22 protein-coding genes and 2 pseudogenes are annotated in these 26,584 nt (G+C 45.0%); 2 read left to right on the top strand and 22 right to left on the bottom strand.

Annotated elements, in window-relative coordinates:
- Positions 1-339: pseudogene (locus LKD36_RS15300) on the top strand (hypothetical protein); the annotation flags it as partial.
- Here the strand turns inward: LKD36_RS15300 and LKD36_RS17605 are convergent.
- The 17 genes and pseudogenes from LKD36_RS17605 to LKD36_RS15385 all read right to left on the bottom strand — a co-directional run.
- A pseudogene (locus LKD36_RS17605) lies at positions 302-433 on the bottom strand (PfkB family carbohydrate kinase); the annotation flags it as partial. The pseudogenes LKD36_RS15300 and LKD36_RS17605 overlap by 38 nt on opposite strands.
- 2 nt (positions 434-435) lie before the next feature.
- Positions 436-1,812 (bottom strand): MFS transporter, encoded by a 1,377-nt coding sequence (locus tag LKD36_RS15310; protein WP_308460138.1) that lies wholly within the window; start codon positions 1,810-1,812, stop codon positions 436-438.
- Between the two features lie 121 nt (positions 1,813-1,933).
- On the bottom strand, positions 1,934-2,989 hold the full coding sequence (locus tag LKD36_RS15315; protein WP_308460139.1) for an NAD(P)-dependent alcohol dehydrogenase: 1,056 nt from the start codon (positions 2,987-2,989) through the stop codon (positions 1,934-1,936).
- Positions 2,990-3,206: 217 nt separating this feature from the next.
- Entirely contained in the window at positions 3,207-4,334 is a 1,128-nt protein-coding gene (locus tag LKD36_RS15320) for an ROK family transcriptional regulator (RefSeq protein ID WP_331465269.1), read from the bottom strand.
- A gap of 450 nt (positions 4,335-4,784) precedes the next feature.
- Positions 4,785-7,415 carry a pyruvate, phosphate dikinase gene (gene ppdK, locus LKD36_RS15325; protein ID WP_308460141.1) on the bottom strand — a complete coding sequence of 877 codons (2,631 nt, stop codon included), beginning with the start codon at positions 7,413-7,415 and terminating at the stop codon, positions 4,785-4,787.
- Positions 7,416-7,701: 286 nt separating this feature from the next.
- Complete coding sequence (locus LKD36_RS15330; RefSeq protein WP_308460142.1) at positions 7,702-9,363, bottom strand: diphosphate--fructose-6-phosphate 1-phosphotransferase; 1,662 nt, start codon at positions 9,361-9,363, stop codon at positions 7,702-7,704.
- Between the two features lie 77 nt (positions 9,364-9,440).
- Positions 9,441-10,838: a glycine--tRNA ligase gene (locus tag LKD36_RS15335; RefSeq protein WP_308460143.1), complete on the bottom strand. Its 1,398-nt coding sequence runs from the start codon at positions 10,836-10,838 to the stop codon at positions 9,441-9,443.
- Between the two features lie 17 nt (positions 10,839-10,855).
- Positions 10,856-11,428 carry a hypothetical protein gene (locus tag LKD36_RS15340; RefSeq protein WP_118769770.1) on the bottom strand — a complete coding sequence of 191 codons (573 nt, stop codon included), beginning with the start codon at positions 11,426-11,428 and terminating at the stop codon, positions 10,856-10,858.
- Between the two features lie 52 nt (positions 11,429-11,480).
- Positions 11,481-12,143: a DNA repair protein RecO gene (recO, locus tag LKD36_RS15345; RefSeq protein ID WP_118770091.1), complete on the bottom strand. Its 663-nt coding sequence runs from the start codon at positions 12,141-12,143 to the stop codon at positions 11,481-11,483.
- Positions 12,085-12,240 carry a hypothetical protein gene (locus LKD36_RS15350; RefSeq protein WP_308460144.1) on the bottom strand — a complete coding sequence of 52 codons (156 nt, stop codon included), beginning with the start codon at positions 12,238-12,240 and terminating at the stop codon, positions 12,085-12,087. The genes recO and LKD36_RS15350 overlap by 59 nt, the downstream gene beginning before the upstream one ends.
- A gap of 61 nt (positions 12,241-12,301) precedes the next feature.
- Positions 12,302-13,207, bottom strand: a complete 906-nt coding sequence (era, locus tag LKD36_RS15355) for a GTPase Era (RefSeq protein WP_118769769.1) — start codon at positions 13,205-13,207, stop codon at positions 12,302-12,304.
- 35 nt (positions 13,208-13,242) lie between these two features.
- Positions 13,243-16,161 (bottom strand): insulinase family protein, encoded by a 2,919-nt coding sequence (locus LKD36_RS15360; protein ID WP_308460145.1) that lies wholly within the window; start codon positions 16,159-16,161, stop codon positions 13,243-13,245.
- Positions 16,162-16,244: 83 nt separating this feature from the next.
- Positions 16,245-16,502: an HPr family phosphocarrier protein gene (locus LKD36_RS15365; protein ID WP_118769768.1), complete on the bottom strand. Its 258-nt coding sequence runs from the start codon at positions 16,500-16,502 to the stop codon at positions 16,245-16,247.
- 40 nt (positions 16,503-16,542) lie between these two features.
- Positions 16,543-18,159 carry a phosphoenolpyruvate--protein phosphotransferase gene (gene ptsP / locus LKD36_RS15370; RefSeq protein ID WP_308460146.1) on the bottom strand — a complete coding sequence of 539 codons (1,617 nt, stop codon included), beginning with the start codon at positions 18,157-18,159 and terminating at the stop codon, positions 16,543-16,545.
- A gap of 25 nt (positions 18,160-18,184) precedes the next feature.
- A complete protein-coding gene (gene rpoZ / locus LKD36_RS15375) occupies positions 18,185-18,472 on the bottom strand; it encodes a DNA-directed RNA polymerase subunit omega (protein WP_118769766.1) in 288 nt (95 codons plus the stop codon).
- 3 nt (positions 18,473-18,475) lie between these two features.
- Positions 18,476-19,108 (bottom strand): guanylate kinase, encoded by a 633-nt coding sequence (gene gmk, locus LKD36_RS15380; protein ID WP_118769765.1) that lies wholly within the window; start codon positions 19,106-19,108, stop codon positions 18,476-18,478.
- A 24-nt stretch (positions 19,109-19,132) separates the two neighbouring features.
- Entirely contained in the window at positions 19,133-20,011 is an 879-nt protein-coding gene (locus LKD36_RS15385) for a YicC/YloC family endoribonuclease (protein ID WP_308460147.1), read from the bottom strand.
- A 115-nt stretch (positions 20,012-20,126) separates the two neighbouring features.
- Here LKD36_RS15385 and LKD36_RS15390 point away from each other — a divergent pair, with 115 nt between their 5' ends.
- Entirely contained in the window at positions 20,127-21,863 is a 1,737-nt protein-coding gene (locus LKD36_RS15390) for an Rqc2 family fibronectin-binding protein (RefSeq protein ID WP_308460148.1), read from the top strand.
- A 54-nt stretch (positions 21,864-21,917) separates the two neighbouring features.
- On the opposite strand, the gene LKD36_RS15395 is transcribed toward LKD36_RS15390, so the two are convergent.
- From LKD36_RS15395 to LKD36_RS15415, 5 genes are read right to left on the bottom strand one after another with little or no spacing between them, the layout of a single operon-like run.
- Positions 21,918-22,955: an FAD:protein FMN transferase gene (locus tag LKD36_RS15395; protein WP_308460149.1), complete on the bottom strand. Its 1,038-nt coding sequence runs from the start codon at positions 22,953-22,955 to the stop codon at positions 21,918-21,920.
- 3 nt (positions 22,956-22,958) lie between these two features.
- A complete protein-coding gene (locus LKD36_RS15400; protein WP_308460150.1) occupies positions 22,959-23,747 on the bottom strand; it encodes an RnfABCDGE type electron transport complex subunit B in 789 nt (262 codons plus the stop codon).
- Between the two features lie 13 nt (positions 23,748-23,760).
- Complete coding sequence (rsxA, locus tag LKD36_RS15405; RefSeq protein WP_308460151.1) at positions 23,761-24,333, bottom strand: electron transport complex subunit RsxA; 573 nt, start codon at positions 24,331-24,333, stop codon at positions 23,761-23,763.
- Positions 24,330-25,010 carry an electron transport complex subunit RsxE gene (gene rsxE, locus LKD36_RS15410; protein ID WP_118769759.1) on the bottom strand — a complete coding sequence of 227 codons (681 nt, stop codon included), beginning with the start codon at positions 25,008-25,010 and terminating at the stop codon, positions 24,330-24,332. Before rsxE ends, rsxA begins: the two co-directional genes overlap by 4 nt.
- Before the next feature lie 15 nt (positions 25,011-25,025).
- Positions 25,026-26,576 (bottom strand): RnfABCDGE type electron transport complex subunit D, encoded by a 1,551-nt coding sequence (locus LKD36_RS15415; RefSeq protein WP_308460152.1) that lies wholly within the window; start codon positions 26,574-26,576, stop codon positions 25,026-25,028.
- Positions 26,577-26,584: the final 8 nt, after the last annotated feature.

Genomic DNA, 26,584 nt, shown 5'->3' on the forward strand with positions numbered 1-26,584 from the left:
CTGGGAATGAACTGTGTTTATAAGGGATGGGGCAAATCACAACCGATTTCGCCCCCATTTGGGCATAAAGCAGGGCTACCGCCCAGCAAAAAATATTTGCTAGTGCGACAGCCCCTTCTCATCTCATTTTCGCAAGATCTAGATGCAAAAAAAGACGCCTTACAGAAAACCTATAAATCTACTGAAAAAGATATTCAGTCCCTCAATCGGAAATTAAATAATCTGAACCAGTATCTTGATCGGATTCCGGAACAGGAACAGACACCAAACCACAAATTAAGCATCAATAACATATCGTCCACTGATTATTGTAACGTCTCCCTCCAACTTTGCCTATAAATGCCGTCTTATAACCTAGCTTTTTCAGCATTACAAGTACATTACATGGTGCTCCTCCCGGATTTGCTTCAAATATAGGATTCCCCTGCTTACTTCTTAAATCCGAAGTTTTTCTTCTTTTTTCACATGTATTTCTTTCACAATTTTGTTATATGTTTTCTTATTCAAACGATAAAAATACAAAACTACAGCTGTTACGATCCAAAGTACCCCTGGAACAGTCGTAAACGAATGTTTGATAACCGCTAATACCGCTGCATTCTGCTGCTGATTTGCCACATATCCCAACATTCCCAGAACTCCTGCCAAAACGGAAGTTCCGATAGCCATGCCTATTTTATTTCCTAATGATATGAAGGCATACTGAAAACCGTCATTTCTAAGTCCTGTCTTCCATTCCCCATATTCCACACAGTCCGGAACTATCGCATAGATTGCAGTATTAAATCCAGAAAAGAAAAATTGTGACAAACAGGAAAAAGTATAAAATGGAACTGGCGATTCCCCAACTGTAAAAAAATACATGCAAAACATACTGATTCCGGTCAATAAGGCAAAAATAGATGCTGAACGTCCCTTATTATTTGTAAGCCGGAATACAAAAGGAAAACAGGCTGCACCAATAATGGACGGAATAATAATAAACATGGAATATGTGCTGAATAACGCTTTATTTCCTTCCACATAGGTGAAATAATACAATGCATCCGCATTTCTTCCGTAAAGAGTCATTCCAAACAAAAATTGTCCTGCAACTGCTATCATATACGGACGGTTTTTTGCAACTGCTTTTAACTGCACTTTCAAAGAAATTTTTTCTTTCTCCGCTACTTCCACTACCTCTTTTGTTTTTGCAAAACAAAAAATATGACATGCAGCAAAAATACATCCATACAAAGCGGCAACCAGTAAATAACCTCTCTTATCATTTCCATTACCAATCGCTTCAATAAGCGGAACTGTCACAATATTGATGATTCCAATCGCAATCATCGCACTGACTGAACGAAATGTATTGATTTTAGCTCGCTCTTCTATATTTTGTGTCATCGCTCCGCACAATGTCCCATAAGGAATATTCACACAGGTATAACCTAAGACAAGAATACAATAAGTAATTGTCATATAGACAATTTTGGATGTGGAGGGCCAATCTGGATGTGCCCAAAATGTCATGAGCAATACGATAGCTGTCAGCGGCGCTGCAATTAAAAGCCACGGTCTGTATCTTCCCCATTTGCTGTGTGTCTTATCACTTAATCCGCCGACTATCGGATCATTAATGGCATCCCAGAATCTTGAAAAAAGCATCAGACCTGCTACCGCCCCCATACCGATTCCAAAGACATCTGTATAGAAAATCATCAGAAAATTTCCTACAAACATCCAACTGAAATTACACCCAACATCTCCCATGCCATATGCTATCTTACTTATCAATGGCACTTTTATATTTGTATCTTCCTGATTCACTGCAATACCCCCTTGTCATTTATAAATATTGACCACATTATACCTTTTCCTTAACCATAATTCCTATTTTGGTATCTGCCATACCTCTGTCAGGTATGGGCAGATACCGCATCATTCTTTCTTATTTCTCCTGTTCAATTTGAATAACGGCTTTTACAATATCTGCTTTATTGTTCACGCTGTAATCCATCGCTTTCTGTGCCTCATCCAGTCCAAAAATATCTGTTACAATCCCTTTCAGGTTTACTTTTCCTGCCGCAACTGCATCGATCGCTATCGGATAAATATGACGATACCGGAATACAGTCTTAAATGTCAGCTCTTTATCCAGTACAAGACTCATGGGAAGCGTCATTTCGCCGCTTTTGCTGTATCCTACAAGAACGATATTGGAACCCTTCTTAGCCATGTGAATTGCCTGTCTTGTCGTAATTTCCGTTCCTGCTGTCTCAATTACCAAGTCCATGCCAGCTCCATCTGTCAGCTCATTTACTTTTTCCAGTACATCCTCCTTCGCTCCGTTGATTACCCCTGTAGCGCCTAATTCCAATGCCTTATCAAGCCGCTTCTCCATAATATCCACTACATATACTTCCGATACACCTCTTGCCTTCAGCGCCATCATGGAAACAAGACCAATACATCCGGCTCCCATAACAACAGCTCTCTGACCAAGATGTGCATCTCCCTGAATAGCCGCATGGAAGCCCACAGCCAATGGCTCTATCAAAGCGCCCTCTAATGTGCTTACATTATCCGGCAACTTAAAGCACAGAGCTGCTTCATGAGCAACATACTCCTGGAACACTCCATCTACCGGAGGTGTCGCAAAGAACACTACATCCGGGCACAGATTATAACGTCCTGTTTTACAAAATTCACAATGTCCGCAGGTCTTTCCCGGCTCTAAAGCCACTCTGTCCCCGACCTTCAGATTCTTTACATTTTTACCAACCTCAACAACTGTTCCTCCCGGTTCATGTCCCAGCACAAATGGAGGCTCCACTACATAGTCACCAATCGCTCCGGTTTCATAATAATGCAGATCACTTCCGCAGATTCCTACATATTCCAGCTTTACTAATACCTCGTTCTCTTTCACTTTAGGAATATCACGCTCTTCAAATCCCATCTTTCCAATTCCCAGCATGACTGCAACTTTCATTTTTCCTTCCATCTTTTTGTCCTCCTTTTGTATTATCTTTGTTTTATACTTTATTAAATAGTTTTATTATGTCTTTATTTTATATTTACAATGCACTTTTGTCAATATCTTCGTTCTAATAACCCATCATTTCGTCAATACATCCAAAACCACTTCCTTCATTTTGATAAAATCGCACAAAAAAAGAGACCTCATTTCTGAAGCCTCCCATACAGACATTTTCTTTGCTTTATATCTCTTTTACAAAATTTTCAATTACTTCCAATGCCGCTCCAAGAGCTGCCGCTCCGATACCGTATCTGCAGCTCTCTACAAATCTCTCGTCATCTGCAAATGTATCCCGCTCCGATGCTTTCCTCCATATATCCGACATATAAGGCTCTGCATAGCTTCCCACATATCCGCCAAGGATAATATTGCAATCCAGAACCATATGGATATTATTCAATGCTACTGCCAAAAAATTTGTATAGGAATCCCATAAGCTTTCCATCTTCGGGTCTTTTTTCTCCAGCAGTTCAAAAAACCGTTCCAGCTTTCCGTCTACTAGTTCTGACAAATTTAATGCACTGCAATAGGCATCCAGACATCCCTTTTTTCCACAGTAACATCTCTTCCCATCTGGGATTACCGTCATATGTCCCACTTCTCCTGTGCGGAAATGATCTCCCTGAATCAGTCTGTCATGGTCAAAAACAGCTCCTCCAACTGTATTGCTCAGAGAAATGTAAAAAAAACGTTCCTTTTCATCAGAATACATTCCTTCCGCATAGGCTCCCGCATTTGCATCATTCAAAAAAATGCATGGATAATGAAAAAAACGGCTTACCGAACCAAAAGGCAGCATTCTTACACCAAGAGCATGAGAATATGTGATCAGCTTCCTCTCTAAATCCACAATTCCCGGAAAAGAAATACCTATCCCCAGAATCTTATTACGGTCAGCATTGCTTTCATCCAAAAATTTTTCCATCTCCTCATTTACTTTTTGATAATATGCTTCTTCATTTGTATATGGGAGAACAATACGCAGATACTTTAAAATTCCGCCCGTAAGATTTGTAAGTACAAAACTAACATGATTTTTTGTAATATCCACCCCGACAGCCTGCCTTACATTGACCACAGCTGTTAACGCTTTTGCACGCCTTCCTCCAGTAGAATCCAATTCTCCGCTTTCCGCAATGAATCCCTTCTCGATCAGTTCTTTTGTAATCTGCGTTACTGTAGGCAGACTCATTTTCATACTATAGGAAATATCCGGATTAGAAACCGTCCCGTGTTTACAAATATATCGAAAAACACGGTTCCTGTTATTTTTTTTAACTTCCATATTCGTTGCCTGTTTTATTCCCATACCGCACCACCAATACTTTATTAAAGTATTTTTTTTAGTATAACATTTCCTTTTCTGAAAAGCAACTTTTCTATTTTCTTTTGGGTATCACACACATAAAAAATACAGTTTTATCTATATTCCAGATAATCAATAAACCTCTTCACTGCAAGAGTAGGTGCTGGATTTCTGTAATCTCTTTAACTTTTTTTCTGCAATTCTTGAATAGACATCTTTAGGTTTTCTTGCCATAATTATTCCATTAATGTTTTTCTAGGTACATCTAATGGATGTTTAATTTGTTTTTTTAATAAAATTTAGGGAGTAGAAAACACCCCACTCCCTAAACTAAATATAACTTTATTTTCATGCTGTTAGGAAGATTGAAATTTTGTTCACTATAATAATACTCTAAGGCTGTCTTCATATAATTCCTTGGAATATTGTAACTTCCCATAAATACAGCATTTTCTATTTGTGTGCTTTGCTTATCGCTGCCTGTGCTGCAGCAAGGCGAGCGATCGGCACACGGAACGGTGAGCAGGAAACGTAGTCCAGACCCAGCTTGTTGCAGAACTCTACGGAAGACGGATCTCCACCGTGCTCTCCACAGATACCGCAATGCAGTGTCGGGCGAACTTTCTTACCTTTCTCGATTGCCATCTCCATCAGCTGACCAACACCGGTCTGATCCAGTCTTGCGAACGGATCGTTCTCAATGATCTTAGCGTCGAAGTATGAATCCAGGAATTTACCTGCGTCATCACGGGAGAAGCCGTAGGTCATCTGGGTCAGGTCGTTGGTACCGAAGCAGAAGAACTCAGCCTCTTCAGCGATCTGATCAGCGGTAAGAGCAGCTCTCGGAACCTCGATCATGGTACCTACTTCGTACTTCATCTCTGCACCAGCTGCCTTAATCTCTGCGTCTGCAGTCTCAACAACAATATTCTTTACATATTTCAACTCTTTAATCTCGCCTACCAGCGGAATCATAATCTCCGGAACGATCTTCCAATCCGGATGTTTCTTGGATACGTTGATGGCTGCACGGATAACAGCTGCTGTCTGCATCTTGGCAATTTCCGGATAAGTAACTGCAAGACGGCATCCTCTGTGTCCAAGCATCGGGTTGAACTCATGGAGAGAATCAATAATAGCTTTGATATCCTCTACAGTCTTGCCCTTTGCAGCAGCAAGTTTCTTAATATCCTCTTCCTCAGTCGGAACGAACTCATGCAGAGGCGGATCCAGGAACCGGATGGTAACCGGTTCTCCTTCCATAGCCTCATATAACTGCTCGAAGTCACCCTGCTGCAGCGGAAGAATCTTGGACAGTGCCTCTTCTCTCTCTTCTACAGTATCAGAGCAGATCATCTCACGGAATGCATCAATTCTGTCACCCTCAAAGAACATATGCTCGGTACGGCAAAGACCGATACCTTCTGCACCCAGCTCGCGTGCTTTCTTGGCATCTGCAGGCGTATCTGCATTGGTTCTTACTTTCATGGTTCTGAATTCATCAGCCCATGCCATGATACGGTCAAAGTCACCAGCGATCTTAGCGTCTACAGTCGGGATTGCTCCGTCATAGATGCATCCGGTGGAACCGTCAAAGGAGATTACATCTCCCTCATGGTACTCTTTGCCTGCCAGAGTGAATTTCTTATTTGCTTCATCCATAATGATATCGCCGCATCCGGATACACAGCATGCACCCATACCACGTGCAACTACTGCTGCATGGCTGGTCATACCACCACGAACGGTCAGGATACCCTGGGATACTTTCATACCGGTAATGTCTTCCGGAGAGGTCTCCAGACGAACCAGAACCACTTTCTCGCCTCTTGCTGCCCAGTTCTCTGCATCTTCTGCGGTAAAGACGATCTTACCACAAGCTGCTCCGGGAGCTGCTCCCAGTGCTTTTGCAATCGGGGTAGCTGCTTTCAGTGCTGCGGTATCGAAGGTCGGATGAAGAAGAGCGTCAAGGTTACGCGGTTCGATCATAGCCACTGCCTCTTCCGGTGTTCTCATACCTTCATCTACCAGATCACAAGCGATCTTCAGAGCTGCTTTTGCAGTTCTCTTACCGTTACGGGTCTGCAGCATGTACAGCTTCTTATTCTCAACAGTGAACTCCATATCCTGCATATCGCGGTAATGGGTCTCCAGAGTCTTACATACTTCCTCAAACTGAGCGAATGCCTCCGGGAACTCTTCTGCCATCTTAGCGATCGGCATCGGAGTACGAACGCCTGCAACAACGTCCTCTCCCTGTGCATTGATCAGGAACTCACCCATCAGCTTCTTCTCGCCGGTAGCCGGATCACGGGTGAAGGCAACACCAGTACCACAGTCATCACCCATGTTACCAAATGCCATCATCTGTACGTTTACAGCGGTACCCCAGGAATAGGGGATATCATTGTCACGACGATATACGTTTGCACGAGGGTTGTCCCAGGAACGGAATACAGCTTTGATTGCTCCCATCAGCTGTTCCTTCGGCTCAGACGGGAAATCCTCTCCGATTTTTACTTTATACTCTGCCTTGAACTGCTCTGCCAGAGTCTTTAAATCATCTGCAGTCAGCTCAACGTCAAAGGTAACACCCTTCTCGGCTTTCATCTTGTCGATGAGTTCCTCGAAATATTTCTTGCCGACTTCCATTACTACATCAGAGTACATCTGAATAAATCTTCTGTAGCAGTCCCATGCCCAACGCGGATTGCCGGATTTCTTTGCAAGAACTTCTACTACAGTCTCATTCAGTCCCAGGTTCAGAATCGTGTCCATCATACCCGGCATGGAAGCACGTGCTCCGGAACGAACGGATACAAGAAGCGGATTCTCTGCATCTCCGAATTTCTTTCCGGTGATCTCTTCCATCTTACCGATATACTCATTGATCTGTCCCTGAATCTCTGCATTGATCTCACGACCATCTTCATAATACTGGGTGCAGGCTTCCGTCGTGATCGTAAATCCCTGCGGAACCGGAAGTCCAATATTTGTCATCTCTGCCAGGTTGGCTCCCTTACCTCCCAGCAGGTTTCTCATGCTGGCATCTCCTTCTTTAAAAAGATAAACCCACTTTGCCATTACATGCCCTCCTAAAATAGAAAATAGAATAATAAAAGCGCATCGTGTACCATAACGGTTCTCTCTGCGCACACAATTATCATAACACATTACATGAGAAAGTCAATCATTTTTGTATATTTTACACAGTTCTAAGAAATATTCCTTTATGTATTTTATGATGTTTTTAACAAAAATTTGCCAGTTTGTGCAGAATAGTATATGTGTTTTGCAAGATTGGATATGGACAGAAAAAAATTCCTGTCACCTTTCGGTGACAGGAATTTTTCACAAAATCATTCAGATCTTATTTACCCTGCTCCAGCGCAAGAGTTCTGGTGGTAAGGTCACATACCTCAGTCGGTCCGTAGTACTGGATCGCACCCGGGAAGGTGTAAGAAGTCTCAACAGCCCACTCATCTCTGTGTGCCTCGAAGTATTTGAACGGCTTTCCATCAAGCTCAACAAGTGCTTTCTTGATAACCGGTTTGTCCTCGCCATGTCTTCTCTCGATGTTCATCATCTTGGTGATCGGCATACCGCCTGCAACCCACTCTTCTGCCGGTCTGGACAGGTTGGAAACCTTGGAAAGGTATCCGTTGAATCCGTACTGAATCAGCATGAATGCGTTGTATCCAAGAGAGTAGCAGTAGTCAGCATCGAAGTTGGACGGGAATGCGCATCTTCCTTCATATCCGAAGAAATGAGTCTGAGTTGCATATTTTCCAGTATAAGTTCCTGCTGCTTTTCTTGCTTTCAGCTTGTCTCCTACCAAAGCCGCAAACAGTTTTTCGGACTCGATGAGGGATACCTGTACGTTTCCGTGGGGATCTCTCTCCAGGAACAGCTGCTGCTGAATTGCCTGCGGAAGGATTGCAAATACAGCCATAGCCTCTTTGGAAAGTCCTTTCTCGATGAATGCGTATTTCTCAGTCCAGCTCTCCAGTGCATTGAATGCATCTGCTTTGCTGCCTGCAAGAAGTTCGTTGATCTCGTTGATCAGTGCGGAGAACTCCGGAACGAACTCAACAACACCCTCCGGGATTACTACAACACCAAAGTTGTTGCCGTTAGCTGCTCTCTTCTCTACTGCATCTGCGATATAATCTGCGATCTCGGACAGAGACTGTTTTTTAGCCTTTACTTCCTCAGAGATCAGGCAGATATTCGGCTGGCATTCCAGTGCACACTCAAGTGCTACGTGTGAAGCAGAACGTCCCATAACTTTGATGAAGTGCCAGTATTTTTTAGCAGAGTTACAGTCTCTCTCGATATTTCCAATCAGCTCACTGTAAGTCTTGGTTGCGGTATCGAAACCAAAGGAGATCTCGATATCCTCATTCTTCAGGTCACCGTCAATGGTCTTCGGGCATCCGATTACCTGTACGCCGGTCTTATGTGCTGCCATGTACTCAGCAAGTACACAAGCGTTGGTGTTGGAATCGTCTCCACCGATGATAACGATAGCAGTGATACCATGTTTTTTACAAACCTCAGTTGCAATCTGGAACTGCTCTTCGGTCTCCAGTTTGGTTCTTCCGGAACCAATAATATCAAATCCACCGGTATTTCTGTACTGATCCATGTACTCATCATCAAATACGATGAAATTATCCTCGATCAGTCCGCTCGGACCGCCTTTAAAACCGATCAGAACGTTCTCTTTATTGGTTGCTTTCAGTGCATCATACAGACCACTTACAACATTGTGTCCACCCGGTGCCTGTCCGCCGGAAAGAATAACGCCTACTACCTGTTTCTTAACAACAGAAGTATTCTGGCCTTTCTCAAAAGTAACCTCCGGCTCGCCGTAGGTATTCGGGAACAGTTCAGCAATTTTCTCCTGATCTGCTACGCTGGTTGTTGCCTCGCCTTTTTTAACAGCGATCTCGGCAATACCATGTCTGAGCATTCCCGGAAGCTTCGGAACATACTCATATCTTGCTTTCTGAAGTGGTGAAAGATTCATAATAGCACTCCTTTGTAATAAATTTTCTTATAATAAATTATCATTATTATCCAGTTTCGTCAACCTTTGGGTTCTGATTAGAACTCAAATTTCTTCTCGAAGTAGGCATCCAGATCTGCGATTGCCACACGCTCCTGCTCCATGGTATCACGGTCACGAACGGTTACACAGCCATCAGTCTCGGACTCAAAATCGTAAGTCACACAGAACGGAGTTCCGATCTCGTCCAGACGGCGATATCTCTTACCGATGTTTCCTCTGTCGTCAAACTCGCAGTTATATTTTTTGCAAAGCTGGGTATAAACATTCTCAGCGCCCTCGTTCAGTTTCTTGGACAGCGGAAGCACGCCGATCTTCACTGGAGCCAGTGCCGGATGGAAATGAAGAACGGTTCTTATGTCCGGTTTCTCCTCAGTTCCGATGTTCTCCTCATCATAAGCTGCGCACAGGAATGCCAGAACCACACGGTCAGCTCCCAGTGACGGCTCGATCACATACGGAATGTATTTTTCTTTGCTCTCGTCATCAAAGTAAGTCATATCCTGTCCGGATACATTCTGATGCTGAGTCAGGTCGTAGTCAGTACGGTCTGCGATACCCCACAGCTCACCCCATCCAAACGGGAACAGATACTCGATATCGGTGGTTCCTTTACTATAGAAGCAAAGTTCCTCCGGAGAATGGTCACGAAGACGCATCTCATCCTCTTTGATACCAAGAGAAAGGAGCCAGTCACGGCAGAATGCTCTCCAATACTGGAACCACTCCAGGTCAGTTCCCGGTTTGCAGAAGAACTCCAGCTCCATCTGCTCAAACTCACGGGTACGGAAAGTAAAGTTACCCGGTGTGATCTCATTACGGAAAGATTTACCGATCTGTCCGATACCAAACGGAACTTTCTTTCTGGAAGTTCTCTGTACATTCTTGAAGTTTACGAAAATACCCTGTGCAGTCTCCGGACGAAGATATACGGTATTTTTTGCATCCTCAGTAACACCCTGGAAAGTCTTGAACATCAGGTTGAACTGACGAATATCGGTAAAGTCTTTTTTACCACATTTCGGACAGCAGATATCATGCTCGTCGATGTAAGCTTTCATCTCTTCCTGAGACCATCCGTCCACACCGCCCTCATGCTCGATCTTGTGCTCATCCATATAATCCTCGATCAGCTTATCTGCACGGAAACGTTCTTTACAGCTCTTACAGTCCATCAACGGATCTGAGAAGCCGCCCAGATGTCCGGATGCAACCCAGGTCTGCGGGTTCATCAGGATAGCACAGTCAACACCTACATTGTAGGGATTCTCCTGAATGAATTTTTTCCACCATGCTTTTTTTACATTGTTTTTCAGCTCAACACCAAGGTTACCATAGTCCCAGGTATTTGCCAGTCCGCCGTAGATTTCACTTCCCGGATATACAAATCCGCGGTTTTTTGCAAGTGCTACGATTTTTTCCATCGTCTTTTCCATTTGAGATACTCTCCTTATCAATATATAATGTAGGCGTATTCCGCTTCATCATCAATGGGCATCACTTCTGCCAAATGGCTTCCGAGAATTTCCACATTGTTGCTGACATATTTAATTGGCTGCTCTGTCTGCACAAAGCACTCCGATTTCAGTACCAGTACCGGATTGGACGTCTTCTCCGTCACTTCCGATGTGCTGTACTCCTCATACTGCTCATCTTTAAAATCCATGGCAAACGGCAGCCCTGCTGAAAGAGCTTCACCCACCGTTCCTTGGAAGCAGTATACCTCGCTGTATTTGCTGTAAGTTTCTGCATCTGCAAAATCAAGAAGCAAATATACAGTGGAATCTTTCAGTTCCAGACTCTTTATGGATACATTGTCATATGCGGCCACTTCTTTTTCTACCATGGACTGAAATTCATCAAAACTATAATAGTCCTGTATGAAACTCTCCACAATTGCTTCTGTGATCCGTCCGTCTTTATGTACATAAATGGATGAGACCGACGGCTGAAACGAATTCTTCCCGCATCCGACGGTCAGAACCGTGATCATCAGAATACATATGACCGAAAACCATCTCTTCATTCACTTTCCTCCTTGTTGCCGCCTTACGGCACACGCGTATATCTTATCCTATTTAAAGACAAGTTTCAAGTATTTCCAGTGATTTGAATGGATGTTCCACATAATGTCTGCGCAGATACGTCACAATTCTCCCGAATTCTTCGCATACTTCCTCACTCAGAGTAAATGTATAAAGCTTTTCCACTGGTGAAGCAATCACAAACTGAAAGGCATACCGGGTCGATGTATCCGCATTCCAGCTTTCAAACTGCTCCCAGTCCTGCGGACACTCACCACTGTACACCATGGCTTTCAGTTCATATATGTACCGTACCAGTTTTCTTGGAATTGCCGGAATCAGCAGTGCGCGGAGTGACTGGTACACAAGTTTCATATAATCCATGCAGTCTGCATTTTCCCTTGTATAATAATCTGCAAATTCCAGAAAATACTGACCATAGCAAGAACCTTCAAAATCCGTAAGCAATTCACTGAAATAATTCTGCACGGATGCCTGAGATATCGTATAGGAAGTCCGGCCCTCATAGAGCTGAAACTGTCCAAATACAAACGGGTTGACCGCCGCCATCAGCGGATTATTCAATCTTCTGGCACCTCTGGCAAAAGCCCGGATCTTTCCGTATTCTTTTGTCAGAAGCACCACCAGTTTATCATATTCACCTACCGGCATGGCAGACAGCACAATGCCTGTCACCGTACAACTTTGTCCGCTCATATTTTTCTCCCGACCTCCCGGCTCTGTCTTCCTCTGCCCTGTAAGCCAGGTATTCCCGTACATCTCCGGTGAGTGCAAACCGATTCCAGTGATCCATGTTCTATACCTCCGTTTTTTCCATCTTTGTATAAGAATAGAATCCCCGGAGGTTCCTTTTGCTATACTTCTTTCTTATCGTATCCAAAATTTTTCATCAGAAAATCGGAATCTCTCCAGTCCTTTTTCACCTTGACCCAGAGACGTAAGTTTACTTTGGCATCCAACTGGCGCTCGATCTCATAGCGCGCTGCCGAACCAATCTTCTTCAGCATCGCACCGCCTTTTCCGATAATGATTCCTTTGTGAGAATCTCTCTCGCACACAATCGTTGCCTCGATATCCCAGATCTTTCCATTGGGCCGTGGCTTCATCTGCTCGATAGACACGGCAATACCATGGGGAATCTCCTCATCAAGAAGTTTTAATGCTTTCTCACGAATCAGTTCCGCTGTAATCTGACGCAGCGGCTGATCCGTCACCGTATCCTCGTCATAGAACATCGGTCCATACGGAAGATATTTGAATATTACATCTACAAGCGTATCCGTATTGGTTCCTTTCAGTGCAGATACCGGCACGATCTCTGCAAAATCCAGAATCTGGCGGTATGCATCAATGAAAGTCAGTACCTCTTCCTTTTTTACCCGGTCAATTTTATTAATGACCAGAACCACAGGCACATTGGCATGAGCCAGCTGTTCTGCAATATGACGTTCTCCTGCTCCGATAAAAGTCGTCGGCTCTACCAGCCAGAGCACCACATCCACTTCTTTCAGTGTGCGCTCCGCAACATTGACCATGTATTCACCCAACTTGTTTTTTGCCTTGTGAATACCTGGTGTATCCAGAAATACGATCTGTCCTTCATCACAGGTGTAGACCGTCTGAATCCGGTTTCTGGTAGTCTGGGGTTTATTGGAAGTAATGGCAATCTTCTGGCCGATGATCTGATTCATCAGCGTGGATTTGCCAACATTCGGTCTGCCGATCAATGTAGCAAATCCGGATTTTTTCTGTTCGCTCATACTTTTTTCTTCTGTCCTTTCCTCATATTCCAGGCTTACAGGTTCTTCACCTGATCAAACAATTCTTTGTCTTTTTCCAGACGGCTCTCATTTCCAATCACGCAAAAACTTCCTTCTTTCAAAAGCTCCCGGATTCCGCCTGCCAGCGCACGGATATCTTCCGGCTGGGCATCCAGCACCTGATTTCTCACGCTTTGATAATCTTCCTCTGTCATGTGGGTAATCCATGCAGACATGGAACGGTTGCCCTCTGCTGACGGTGTCAGCGGCGTATCCATCTCACTGATGGCTCCGATGATATATTTAGTCATATCCCGCTCTCCGGCGTCAAAATTCTCCACATATTCCGGTGTATGCTCAAAGACGTCATTGGTTTTCTGAAGATTCGGATCCCGATAGGATACCAGATAGCTGTCACCGTAGCGGCCAAATCCGCTCATACAGCCATAGGCTCCGCCTTTCACACGCACCTGAATCCACAGATAATCGTAACTTAAAATCACTTTCAGGATCCGGTAAGCTCCGGTATAATAGCCGATATGTCCCGCTCTTGCCACATACTGGACTGCCGAGGGAATCTTAATTCCTTCTTTCCAAACCGGATTCGGTGCTGCCTGCTGCTCTGCTTCATACTCCGGTAAAATTTCGGTATAAAGAGCTGCCTTTAAAGCCGGAATTTCCCTTTTCACTGCTTCCAATCCATCATTTTTAGATGTGCAGCTTACCATCATATTTTCCGGACGGAGAACATATTCCATCACGGCCCGCAGATTTTTCTTAAGAACCTCTTTCTGTTCGTCAAAATTCTTTTCCAGCGCATCAATGGTCTGGAAAAATGCCACACCGCTCATCCTGTCGTTCATCTTTGCAGACTTCGAAAATTTACTCATGGCACGAATGGCCGCTGCGGAATGTCCGGAGGAAGTCAGATACATATGAAGTCTCGACTTCACCTGAGAGAGAATCTCATGAAGACGTTTGTCATCATCAAGTTTTGTCCGGCTGATCATCTCCCGGATCATGGCAAATGCAAAATCTGTATTTTCCACCAGCACTTTGGTACGAATCTCAAACTTCGTATGGAAAAGTCCCGGATCTCTCATATCTCCGTACAGGTTTACCGTAGAACTGATTCCACCGGTATGGCAGTTAATCTCATTAAACAGTTCTCCATAGCTGTAATTCTCTGTATCCACATAGCCAAGTACATGTTTTAACAATCCAAGATATGGAACCAGCTCATCCGGAAGCTTCTCCGCATCAAACAGAATATTGATATAATTGATGCCTGTAGTAAAGATGTTCTGATGAAGCAGGGTAATACCTTCCTCCGTCAGTTCTTCATTGGTCAGAGGAAGCACCTTTCTGCGGATATCCTCTCTCTTCAGCATCGGGATCTTCTCCAGATCTTCCTGTGGAGACGGCTCATCCTGGTATACTTTCAGTTCTTTTGCAAACTCTACAATCTGTTCCTGCTGCTCCGCACTCAGTCCGGCTTTATAGCTATCCAGCTTCTTCTGTAAGATCTCTGCTTCTTTTGCTTCCAGTCCCGGCACCGGTCTTAACACCAGCACAGCTCTGTGCGGATTGTCCAGAAGATATGTCTGGACCAGTTCTTCAAAATATCCTTGATCCAGCTTTTTCTTCAGTATTCCGAAGCGATCCAGTGCAATCAGATGCAGAAACGGCTGATTTTCATCATAAAGCCAGCTGTCCATCATCTGAAGTCCATACATCAGCCCTTTCGGATAACCTCCAAAATCAGCCTCCCGGTAACGGAATTCATAATAATTGATTCCAGCCTGCAATGCTTTCCGATCAAATCCATTTTTCACGATGCTGCTCAGAGTATCGCGGACTACATTTACAAACTCCTCTTTCTGATCTTCCCTTGCCTGCTTTGCAATCACAGAGAAATACGGCTGTGCGATACCATTCTCATAACTGCTCAGAATATCATGGCCGATGCCCGCATCCAGAAGCGCCTGCTTGAGCGGTGCCCCCGGAGCAGAGAGCAGCGCATACTCCAGCACCTGAAATGCCAGATAGAGATCTGCATCCAGAGAAGTGCCAACCACAACATTATAAGAAAGATATGCCTGCTCTTCATCCTCTTCATCTGCAGATACCGGGTAATCTACAGTACAGCTTACCGGCTTTTCAAAAGCTTTCTGTACCGCAATCTCTGAATCCACTTTCAGATAATCATACTGGGACAGATAGTTTTCATCAATCCACTCCAGTTTTTCTGCCATATCCATATTTCCGTAGAGATAAATATAACAGTTGGACGGATGATAATATTTTCTGTGGAAATCAAGAAACTCTTCATAGGTCAGATTCGGAATATCTTTTGGATCTCCTCCTGACTCATGGAAGTAGGTTGTATCCGGATAGAGCACCGTCATAATCTCCCGATCCAGCATATCTTCCGGTGAAGAGAATGCTCCCTTCATCTCATTGTAGACGACACCATTGACACTTAAGGGCGCATCCACAGAATCCATTTCATAATGCCAGCCTTCCTGCCGGAAAATCTTCTCCTCTTTATAGATATTCGGATGGAATACTGCATCCAGATAGACATGCATCAGATTCTGAAAGTCCTGATCATTACAGCTTGCTACCGGATACATGGTCTTGTCCGGATAGGTCATGGCATTCAAAAAGGTGTTTAGGGAACCTTTTACCAGTTCCACAAACGGATCCTTTACCGGAAAATCTCTGGAACCACACAGCACGGAATGCTCCATAATATGCGGCACACCGGTACTGTCAGAAGGCGGTGTACGAAATCCGATATTAAATACCTTATTCTCATCATCATTTTCCATCAGGGCAACTCTTGCCCCGGTCTTTTTATGTCGAAGAAGATAACCTGTAGAATTCAGCTCTTCTATATTTTTCTTATCAAGAAGCTCATACGCGCTTAATGTCTCGATCTCTCTATGCAAGTATTGTTTCCTCCTGTCAGATAGTGCAGACACCCGCACAGAACATGTCCGTGCGGGTGCCGCTTTTCACCTGTTTTATTTTCTTACAGATTTGTTTTGAAAAACTCTTCCATTGCTGCAGCTGCCGCATCCTCGTCTTCACCTTCGACAGTTACGGTCACTTCAACGCCTTTTTTCACACCCATGCTCATGATGGCCATCAGTCTTCTTGCATCAGCTTTCTTTGCTCCGTTGTCAAGTGTGATGGTACTCTTGAAACCTGCTGCTGCTTTTGCAAGCATTCCTGCCGGTCTTGCGTGGATACCAAGTTCGTCCTGTACGGTGTAGGTAAATGTCTTCATAATCTATTTTCTCCTTTTTATTTAAATTCATCCATTTCTTTTAGCATTCGCGGATCCGTTTACGAAGCGCCAGTGTGTATCCCGGAGATACACTCAGTTCATCGATGCCCATCTGAATAAAGCGCTGCGTAAGTTCCATGTCTGCTCCCAGCTCTCCGCAGATGCCGCACCATGCCCCATATTTGTGGGCATTTTCGATAGTCACCTGGATCAGTCGCAGGATTGCCTCATGATGCGGGTCAAAGAAATTATCCAGTGACTGGTTCTGACGGTCAATTGCCAGAGTATACTGGCTCAGATCGTTGGTACCAATGCTGAAGAAATCCACATACGGTGCAAGCAGATCACTGATCACTGCTGCTGCCGGAGTCTCGATCATAATACCAAGCTCCACATTGCCAACCGGCTTATCTTCCCTTGCCAGCTCCAATTTTACTTCTTCTACGATTTCCTTGATTCTCAGGATCTCCTTTACAGAAATAATCATCGGGAACATGATAGAAAGGGTTCCGTATGCAGATGCACGGTACAACGCACGGAGCTGAGTACGAAATACCTCCTCTCTGGTCAGGCAGATGCGGATTGCCCGATATCCAAGTGCCGGGTTTTCTTCCTTCGGCAGATCAAAATAACCGATCTGTTTGTCTGCACCGATGTCCAGTGTACGGATAATAACTTTCTTACCTCCCATGCGGGAAAGTACGGTCTTGTAGGCTTCGAACTGCACTTCCTCACTCGGATAATCATCGCATTCCAGATACAGAAACTCGCTTCGGAACAGACCGATGCCTTCCGCATCATTTTCCAGTACTGCATCCACATCCTGAATTCCACCGATATTGGAATACAGATGAATATGCTTGCCGCTCTTTGTTACAGTCTCTTTTCCCTTCATTTCCTGAAGAAGTGCACGCTGTTGATCTGCACGGCCTTTTTTCTCGTACATTTTTGTGAGTGTCTCTTCATCCGGATCAATATACAGAAGTCCTGCAAACCCATCTACAACGGCCATTTTGCCATCATAATCCGGATCTACTTCCACATCTGTGCTGACAAGAGAAGGAATATTCATAGTTCTTGCAAGAATTGCCGTATGGGAATTTGCAGAACCCTTCTGAGTCACAAGCGCAAGTAATTTGTCCTTTTCAAACTGAACTGTTTCACTGGGAGCAAGATCTTCTGCCAGAATAATTACCGGTTCCGGCATAGCTTCCGGACTTACCTGGCTTCCATTCAGAATAGAGATCACTCTCTCTGAAATATCTTTCACATCTGCAGCACGTCCCCGCATATAATCATCATCCATGCTTAAAAACATGGCTGCAAACTGCTCACAGGTCATGAACACAGCATACTCCGCATTCATCTTATCATTCTCTATGATATTCTGAATGGATTCATTGTAATCCAGATCATCCAGCAGCATCTGATGGACATCAAAAATCATGGCTTCTTCTTCGCCTACATCCTTCAGTGCTTTTTCATAGAGTCCTTTCAGCTGGGACATTGCCTTTTCCTTGGCCGCTTCAAAACGTGCCATCTCTGCGGTAGTGTCCTCCACCTGATTCTGGCTGACTGCTTTATCGGCTTTTCTGTATACGAAAATCTTGCCGATTGCAACACCGTTAAATACGCTCTTGCCCTCTTTTACCAGCATTTTCTTTCTCCTATCGGATATTTATTTAGTTTTCTGCAGTTTCTTCTGCTTTCACCTCTACCGCTGCCGGTTCTTCCTCTTCTTTGCTCTCCGGCTCGATGGTGACAAATCCTTTTTCGATCTCCTCTACAGCAATGGAAAGCGGTTTCTTTCCGCGGCTGTTCACATAGGCATCCTCACCAGCAATCAGCTGTCTTGCTCTCTTTGCTGCTGCCAGCACGATAGAATAACGGCTGTTAACTACAGGGGTATCGCCCTCCTCTACCTCGCTGTTGATAGTTCTCATTAAGTCTGTATAAGACGGATGTAACATATATTATTCTCCTTTCGCAAATGCTTTCAGTTCTTCTCTGATTTTACTGATTTTTTCTTTATGACGAACGATTCTTTGGTGCTCACTGTCTATGATACCATGAACCTGTTCCACGCATTCTTCCAGAACATCATTTACCACCAGATAATCATATTCTTCGATGCCCTCAGATTCCTGCACGGCACGTGCAAGACGCTGGGCAATCACCTCCGGTGTCTCTGTTCCGCGTCCTTCCAGACGTTCTTTTAAAGTCATCGCATCCTTTGTCGTCACAAACAGGAGGACGGCATCCGGATACTGTTCTTTGATCTTTCTTGCGCCCTGAATCTCAATCTCCAGGATCACATCATGGCCTGCAGCCAGCTGTTCTTCCACATAGGCTTTCGGTGTTCCATAATAATTATCTACATAACGCGCATATTCAATCAATGCGCCATCTTCAATCATCTGCTCAAATTCTTTTTTTGTTCTGAAGAAATAGGCCACCCCATCCTCCTCACCAGGTCTCGGCGCACGGGTCGTTGCCGATACAGACAGTGCGTACTGCTCGTATCTGGAGGTCAGTTCCTTCATAATGGTTCCCTTTCCAGCTCCTGAGAAGCCGGAAACAATAATCAATATTCCTTTTCTGTTCATTGGATCTCCCTGTATCTATGTAATCTACTCCAGGTTTTGTATCTGCTCTCTTACCTTTTCAATACCGGTCTTCAGATCAATCGCACAATCAGAAAGTTTCAGGTCATTGGCCTTTGACAGAGTGGTATTCGCCTCTCTGTTCATTTCCTGCGCGATGAAATCCAGCTTTCTTCCAATGCTTCCACCGGCAATCAGTGCTGTCTTCATGGCTTCGATATGACTCTTCAGACGGACGGTCTCCTCATCCACGCAGATCTTGTCTGCAAAAATAGTTACCTCCGTCGCAATTCTTCCTTCATCCATCTGACTGTCGCTGAGCAGTTCTCTTACCTTCTGCTCCAGCTTCTGACGGTATTCCTGTACAATCTCCGGCGAACGTTCTTCTACCACTGCCACAAGACTCAGCATCTCATCCAGTTTCAGCAGAAGATCTCTCTTCAGGTTTTCTCCTTCCTGCTCTCGAGTCTCTACAAATTTGATGCAGGCGCCGCGAACCGCCTGCTCAAGCAGATTCCAGATCTCCTCTTCGTTTTCCTGCTGTTCTTCCAGCGTCAGAACCTCCGGGCATTTTGCAAGATCGGAGACACCGATATCATTTTTCAGCCCGAATTCTTCTTCCATCTGGCGGAAATATTCCATATACTGTGCCGCAATTGCCGGATTGTAACTGAGCGCCGCACTCTTATGACTCAAGTCTTCATAAGTGATGAAGACATCCACTTTTCCTCTCTGGATATATTCTTTGAGAAGCGCACGGATTGCTGATTCAAAAAAATTCAGCTTCTTCGGCATCTTCAGCGTCACATCCAGATAACGGTGGTTCACCGACTTCATCTCCACCGTAATTTTACGTTCTCCTTCGGATACTTCACACCGGCCGAATCCGGTCATACTTTTTAACATACTGATCGTCCCCAAATGAAATGCGAGGTCAATCCTCGCCATAGTTGATTTTCATTATAGTTGATTTTGGTAACAGCGTCAAGTATAATAAAGTCCGAAAAGGAGAACTGAAACAATGGCATTCGATGGTATTACAGTCGCCTGTATGGCGCATGAATTAAATAAAAATCTGGCAGGAGGAAGAATTTCAAAGATCGCGCAGCCAGAGACCGACGAACTTCTTCTGACGATCAAATCCCAGGCAGGAAATTTCCGTCTGCTGCTTTCTGCTTCCGCCAGCCTTCCGCTTGTCTATCTGACAGCATCCAATAAACCCAGTCCCCTGACCGCACCAAATTTCTGCATGCTTTTAAGAAAGCATATCAGCGGAGGCCGAATTGTCTCTGTCACTCAGCCGTCCCTGGAACGTGTCCTTCGTTTCGAGATTGAGCATCTGGATGAAATGGGGGATCTGTGCCGGAAATATCTGGTTGTGGAAATCATGGGAAAATACAGCAACATTATCTTCTGTTCCGATCAGGATCAGATCATCGACAGTATCAAGCATGTATCCGCTCAGATCAGTTCTGTCCGCGAAGTCCTTCCGGGACGACCCTACTTTATTCCGGAAACGCAGGAAAAGGAAGATCCGCTCACAGTATCTGAAGGAGCATTTGTATCCGCTGTCTGTTCCAAAGCCGCAAAGCTTTCCAAAGCGCTTTACACTTCTCTGACCGGTATCAGTCCGGTAGCCGCTGAGGAAATCGTAAGCCGTGCTTCTCTGGACTCTGATCGCGCTGCCAATTCTTATGAACCCGAAGAGCTGATCCATCTCTACCGTACTTTCCGAAGATATCTGGAACCGCTTACGGAAGGTGCATATGAACCTTCTATTTATTATGATGGGAAAACACCGGTGGAATTTTCCTGTCTGCCGCTCTCTATCTATGACAACTGCCGCAGAGAAGTCTATCCCACCATTTCCGAAGTGCTGGAAACCTATTATGCAGAGAAAAATGCACTGACAAGAATTCATCAGAAATCAACTGATCTCCGAAGAATTGTACAGACTGCGCTTGAACGAAATGTAAAGAAATACGATCTGCAGGCAAAGCAGCTGAAAGATACGGAAAAGCGGGAAAAATACAGGGTTTACGGTGAGCTGATCAATACCTACGGATACAACGTGGAACCCGGAAGCAAGAGTTTTCAGGCACTGAATTACTATACCGGAGAGGAGATCACGATTCCACTGGATCCGCAGATTCCTGTTCAGGACAATGCAAAAAAATATTTTGACAAATATGGCAAGTTAAAACGTACCTGTGAGGCGGTCACAACACTGCTTAAAGAAACCGGTGATGAAATTGAGCATTTGAAATCCATCCAGACTTCTCTGGATATTGCACTTCAAGAAGAAGACCTTGCTCAGATCCGAGAGGAGCTTGTACAGTCCGGCTACATCCACAAGCGTCCGTCAGGCAATAAAAAGGTGAAGATCACTTCCAGACCGTTCCACTATATTTCTTCTGACGGTTTTGATATGTATGTTGGAAAGAACAACCTGCAGAACGACGAACTGACCTTCCAGTTCGCCAAAGGCGGTGACTGGTGGTTTCATGCCAAAGGTGCTCCCGGTTCCCATGTCATTGTCCAGACAAACGGGCAGGAACTGCCGGACCGCACTTATGAAGAAGCTGCCCGGCTGGCCGCTTACTATTCCAGTAACCGAAATGCGGAAAAAGTGGAAATTGATTACATCGAGAAAAAACATGTAAAAAAACCAAACGGTGCAAAACCCGGATTCGTTGTTTACTACACCAATTACTCCATGATGATTGATTCTGATATTTCCGGTATCCGTCAGGCATAGGCAAAAAAATACCATGGCACCGCTGTTTTATCAGCTGCACCATGGTATTTTCTTTTATGGTTCTTCTCTGTAAAGAACCTCCATCTTTCCTTTTGTTCGGAATCTGTCCCGGATTCCTTCCGTCACATATACCGTTCCATCATCCGTCATCAATATCATATCAAATTCATCCGCATAGATTCTCCAGTACGCCTCTGCTTCATCCAGTCCCATAATGTACAGAGATGTCGACAACGCATCTGCCAGCATACCGTTCGACGATACAATCGTCACAGAAGCCAGTCCACTTTCTGCTGGGCAGCCGGTTCGAGGGTCCAGAATATGAATATAAGTCTGTCCGTTTTCCTCGAAATAACGTTCATATCCGCCCGAAGTGATCACGGCCTGGTCCTGCACAGCAACTGCTCCCAGAAGGTCTCCCTGCACATTGTCAGGATTCTGAATACCAACCTGCCAGTCCGTTCCATCCGGTTTCTTTCCCAGCGTCTGCACATTTCCTCCAAGGGACACCATGGCAGAAGTTACGCCATATTCCTGGAAAATCTCCATAATCCGGTTTGATGTATAACCTTTGGCAATTCCACCGAGATCCATCTTCTGCTTTTCTCCCAGTGTCACATGGTTTCCATCAAGAATCACTTTGGAAGAATCCACCAGACTCATAGTCTGTTTCAGTTTCTCCTTTGTCGGCACATGATAGTTTCCCGTCGGGAATCCCCACAGCTGCATGAGCGGATAAATTGTCACATCGAAAAGCCCTCCTGTCTGTTTCCAGATGGTAAGACCTTCAGATAAAATCTTTTCCGTATCTTCAGACAGATCTCCCTCTCCTGATGCATTGATCCGCGACACTTCGCTCTCCGCAATTCCCGTCGAGAGAAGTGCATCCAGGCGTTCTACTTCCTGCACCGCGGCTTCCACAGCTTCTTCTCCACGCTCTCCATAAGCGGTGAAACTCATCACCGTGTCCATAGCAAAGAACTGTCTTGAATATTCCCGGGCATGACTTTGCCGGCTGTACTTCAGAATACAGCCGGCAGCCAGTCCCGCTACAATAATTGATAATAATATCAACAGCGGTTTACGATTCATACTTTACTGTTTGGCAATACATTTAGCAGGGCACTTTTCAGCACACTTGCCGCATCCTACGCACTTGTCGTAGTCAATGTGAGCCACATTTCCTTCCACCTGAATTGCTTCATGTTCACACTGCTTCTCACAAATCTTACATCCGAGACATCCAGCGGAACATACCTTTTTCACTGCCGGTCCTTTGTCCTTATTAGAGCAGCGTACAGCATATGTCTTGTCTGCACGCACGACTTCAATCAGACCCTTCGGGCAGGCTGCTGCACACATACCGCAACCCTTACATTTTGAAGTATCTACTACAGCTACTCCATTTACAATATGAATTGCATCAAGGGAGCATGCCTTTACACAGGAGCCGAATCCCAGACATCCATAATCACAGGATGCAGTGGAAACGCCGGCCAGAGCAGCTGCACGGCAGTCCTTGATTCCCACATAATTATTCTTATTGGATGTATGTTCACAGTCTCCGTTACACTTTACAAATGCAACTTTTCTCATAGAAGCTTCTGCTTCCACACCCATGATTGCACCGATCTTCTCCACCATGGAAGCCGGTCCGACCGGACAGGCATTGACCGGAGCTTCTCCGCTTACAATTGCAGAGGCTACCGCGTCACATCCTGCATACCCGCAGGCACCACAGTTATTTCCCGGCAGGCACTCGCGAACCTGAGTCACACGCTCATCCACTGCCACATAAAATTTCTTTCCTGCTGCCACCAGTGCAATACCGATGACAAGACCGATGACACCGATGACCAGTGTCGCAACGATAATTTCCTGCATATTTTCCTCCTTCTTACAGTCCGCTGAAGCCCATAAATGCGATGGACATAAGCGCCGCGCACAGAAGAACAATCGGTGCTCCGCGGAACGGAGCCGGAATTGCTTCCTCATCCAGACGTCCTCTGATACCTGCCAGAAGTACGATCGCGATCGTATAACCAATGGCTGTACCAAATCCTGAAAGCACGCTTTCCAGCAGATTATATCCGTTCTGCACATTTGTCAGGGCAACACCCAGAACTGCACAGTTTGTAGTGATCAACGGAAGGTAAATACCGAGTGCCTCATAGATGGCACGGGAGGTTTTCTTCAGGAACATCTCGACCAGCTGTACCAGTGCAGCAATAACCAGAATGAAAACGATCGTTTTCAGATAATCCAGGTCCAGCGGTGCCAGTACATAATCATACAGAAGACTTGCCACTGCAGATGCTATCGTAATAACAAAGATAACTGCCGCGCCAAGGCTGGCAGATGTCTTAATCTGTTTGGATACTCCAAGGAATGAGCAGATACCAAGGAACTGATTCAGGACAACGTTGCTGACCAGCGCGCTGCTCACTACAATCATAATTAATGATGTCATGCCTCTCCCTCCTTCTTCTCATCAGCACAGGTCTTGGAGCAGCTTGCACAGCAGCCGTCACAACCCTCTACTACTTTGTTTGCTCTCGTCTTAATACCATAAGCGTTCATAGCTGCCACTACAAAAGCAAGTACCAGAAATGCACCCGGGGCATTTACAAAAATACCGATCGGATTGTAAATGGATGGTGTTACAGTCACGCCAAATACCGTTCCGGCTCCGAGAAGTTCACGGAAGATACCAAGGACCAGCAGAGCGATGGTAAATCCAAGTCCCATACCAACACCGTCCATAACTGACAGGAACGGCGGGTTCTTAGAAGCATATGCCTCTGCACGTCCAAGGATGATACAGTTTACAACAATCAACGGAATGTAGATACCAAGAGCACTATAGATACTCGGAGTATAAGCTTCCATCAGAAGCTCTACAACCGTTACCAGTGATGCAACGATAACAATGTATGCCGGAAGACGTACATCATCCGGAATAATCTTACGCACCAGAGAAATAATCAGATTGGATACAATCAGGACTGCCATTGTGGACAGACCCATACCGATACCATTCGTTGCTGAAGTTGTGACCGCCAGAGTCGGACACATACCAAGCATCAGTACGAAGGACGGGTTTTCTTTTACTACGCCATTATAAATACGTTCTAACCACGGTTTCAAGTTTCAGTCCCCTCCTTACTTCGCATTTGCGGTATAAAAATCAATTGCGGCATTCACAGCATTTACAACTGCACCGGAAGAAGTGGATGCGCCGGATACAGAATCGATCTCATTGTCTGCTGTAGATCCGCCTGCTTTGTTCAGTGTAAACTTATCTGTATTTACGCCGTTAAACTGATCTTTAAATTCTGCATCCGCACATTTCATACCCATACCGGCTGTCTCATTTAGTTCTGTGAACGCGATACCGTTAATGGTTCCGTCTGCGGAAATTCCAACAGAAAGGGAAATATTGCCTGCGTATCCATCACTGCTGGTTACGCTGATTACATAACCTGCCACATTACCGGATGCATCTTTTCCTACTACCATCTCGTTGATATATGCCTTACCGAAATCAGTGCCATATACTTCACCGTTCAGATCTGCAATTGCCTGATCAATGGCTGCATCATGTTCAAAATCAGTTGCTGCCGGACATACTTCCTGATAGGAAGCAAGTTTTGCTGCTGCCTGCTGCTCAGCGATAATATCTGCAGTCATCTCATGGACACCACTTAAGCATACGCCTGCAATCACGGTAATTGCCAGAAGAATCAGTGCCGGCATCGGAATCGGGCATTTCTTTGCTGCTCCCTCTTCCTTCGGTTTTCTGTTACCGTACGGTACCGGTACCGTTACTTCCTCAATCAGCGGAGTCAGAAGGTTGCCCATGATAATTGCATAGCTGACAGAGTCTGCCGCACTTCCGAATACACGAAATACGCCTGCCAGAATACCGATCGCTGCACCGTAGATAATCTGTCCCATGGATGTGACAGGACTGGTAACCGGATCCGTTGCCATGAAAAATGCACCCATAACAATACCGCCGCCTGCCAGATGGATCAGGATGTAAGCCGGATCCAGTCCGTGACCGCCGAACAGCGCGATGAAGGCAATAAAGGATACCAGAACTGCTGCCGGGATCTCGATGGTGATTCCGCCCATTGCCCATAGAATCAGACCTCCTACAAACAGTGCCAGTACAGAATTACCAATAACGCCGCTTGTATTTCCAAGCAGCATGTCAAATACATTCACTGCATTTCCTGCTGCCAGCTCTGCAAGAGGTGTTGCAGAACTGTAACCATCTACTGTGTAATCAGCAACAATGCTGCTGAAGGAAAGCAGAAGGAAACATCTTCCGGCCAGTGCCGGGTTCATAAAGTTATGTCCCAGTCCACCGAAAAAGCATTTTACCACCAAAATAGCAAATACAGATCCGAGTACTGGAATATAGAACGGTACGCCTGCCGGAAGGCAGAGTGCCAGGAGAAGTCCGGTTACAACTGCGCTGCAGTCTTTTACCGTATTTCCTCTCTTTGCTATGTAATCAAACACATATTCTGTCAGTACTGCTGAAATAATTGCCAGTGCAATTACCATCACCGCCTGCAGTTTGAAATGCCAGATTCCCATGACTGTAGCAGGAAGCAGGCATAATGCCACGTCAAGCATAACAGAACCTGTCGTCAGTTTGTTTCTCACATGCGGGCTGGAAGAAACATTGTATAAGTTACTCATCTTTTTCC

This window comes from Hominiventricola filiformis (assembly GCF_020686965.1).
Lineage (GTDB): Bacteria > Bacillota > Clostridia > Lachnospirales > Lachnospiraceae > Hominiventricola > Hominiventricola filiformis.

Coding starts and splice junctions, on each gene's coding strand:
- ptsP (WP_308460146.1), bottom strand. CDS start 18,159: ATGCTGGTAAAAGAGGGCAAGAGCGTATTTAACGGTGTTGCAATCGGC.
- LKD36_RS15315 (WP_308460139.1), bottom strand. CDS start 2,989: ATGGAAGGAAAAATGAAAGTTGCAGTCATGCTGGGAATTGGAAAGATG.
- LKD36_RS15395 (WP_308460149.1), bottom strand. CDS start 22,955: ATGAATCGTAAACCGCTGTTGATATTATTATCAATTATTGTAGCGGGA.
- LKD36_RS15350 (WP_308460144.1), bottom strand. CDS start 12,240: ATGGATCACTGGAATCGGTTTGCACTCACCGGAGATGTACGGGAATAC.
- ppdK (WP_308460141.1), bottom strand. CDS start 7,415: ATGGCAAAGTGGGTTTATCTTTTTAAAGAAGGAGATGCCAGCATGAGA.
- LKD36_RS15400 (WP_308460150.1), bottom strand. CDS start 23,747: ATGCAGGAAATTATCGTTGCGACACTGGTCATCGGTGTCATCGGTCTT.
- LKD36_RS15330 (WP_308460142.1), bottom strand. CDS start 9,363: ATGAATCTTTCACCACTTCAGAAAGCAAGATATGAGTATGTTCCGAAG.
- LKD36_RS15415 (WP_308460152.1), bottom strand. CDS start 26,576: ATGAGTAACTTATACAATGTTTCTTCCAGCCCGCATGTGAGAAACAAA.
- era (WP_118769769.1), bottom strand. CDS start 13,207: ATGAGCGAACAGAAAAAATCCGGATTTGCTACATTGATCGGCAGACCG.
- rpoZ (WP_118769766.1), bottom strand. CDS start 18,472: ATGTTACATCCGTCTTATACAGACTTAATGAGAACTATCAACAGCGAG.
- gmk (WP_118769765.1), bottom strand. CDS start 19,108: ATGAACAGAAAAGGAATATTGATTATTGTTTCCGGCTTCTCAGGAGCT.
- LKD36_RS15340 (WP_118769770.1), bottom strand. CDS start 11,428: ATGAAGAGATGGTTTTCGGTCATATGTATTCTGATGATCACGGTTCTG.
- LKD36_RS15385 (WP_308460147.1), bottom strand. CDS start 20,011: ATGTTAAAAAGTATGACCGGATTCGGCCGGTGTGAAGTATCCGAAGGA.
- LKD36_RS15365 (WP_118769768.1), bottom strand. CDS start 16,502: ATGAAGACATTTACCTACACCGTACAGGACGAACTTGGTATCCACGCA.
- LKD36_RS15320 (WP_331465269.1), bottom strand. CDS start 4,334: ATGGGAATAAAACAGGCAACGAATATGGAAGTTAAAAAAAATAACAGG.
- LKD36_RS15390 (WP_308460148.1), top strand. CDS start 20,127: ATGGCATTCGATGGTATTACAGTCGCCTGTATGGCGCATGAATTAAAT.
- recO (WP_118770091.1), bottom strand. CDS start 12,143: ATGAGCGGACAAAGTTGTACGGTGACAGGCATTGTGCTGTCTGCCATG.
- rsxA (WP_308460151.1), bottom strand. CDS start 24,333: ATGACATCATTAATTATGATTGTAGTGAGCAGCGCGCTGGTCAGCAAC.
- LKD36_RS15335 (WP_308460143.1), bottom strand. CDS start 10,838: ATGGAAAAGACGATGGAAAAAATCGTAGCACTTGCAAAAAACCGCGGA.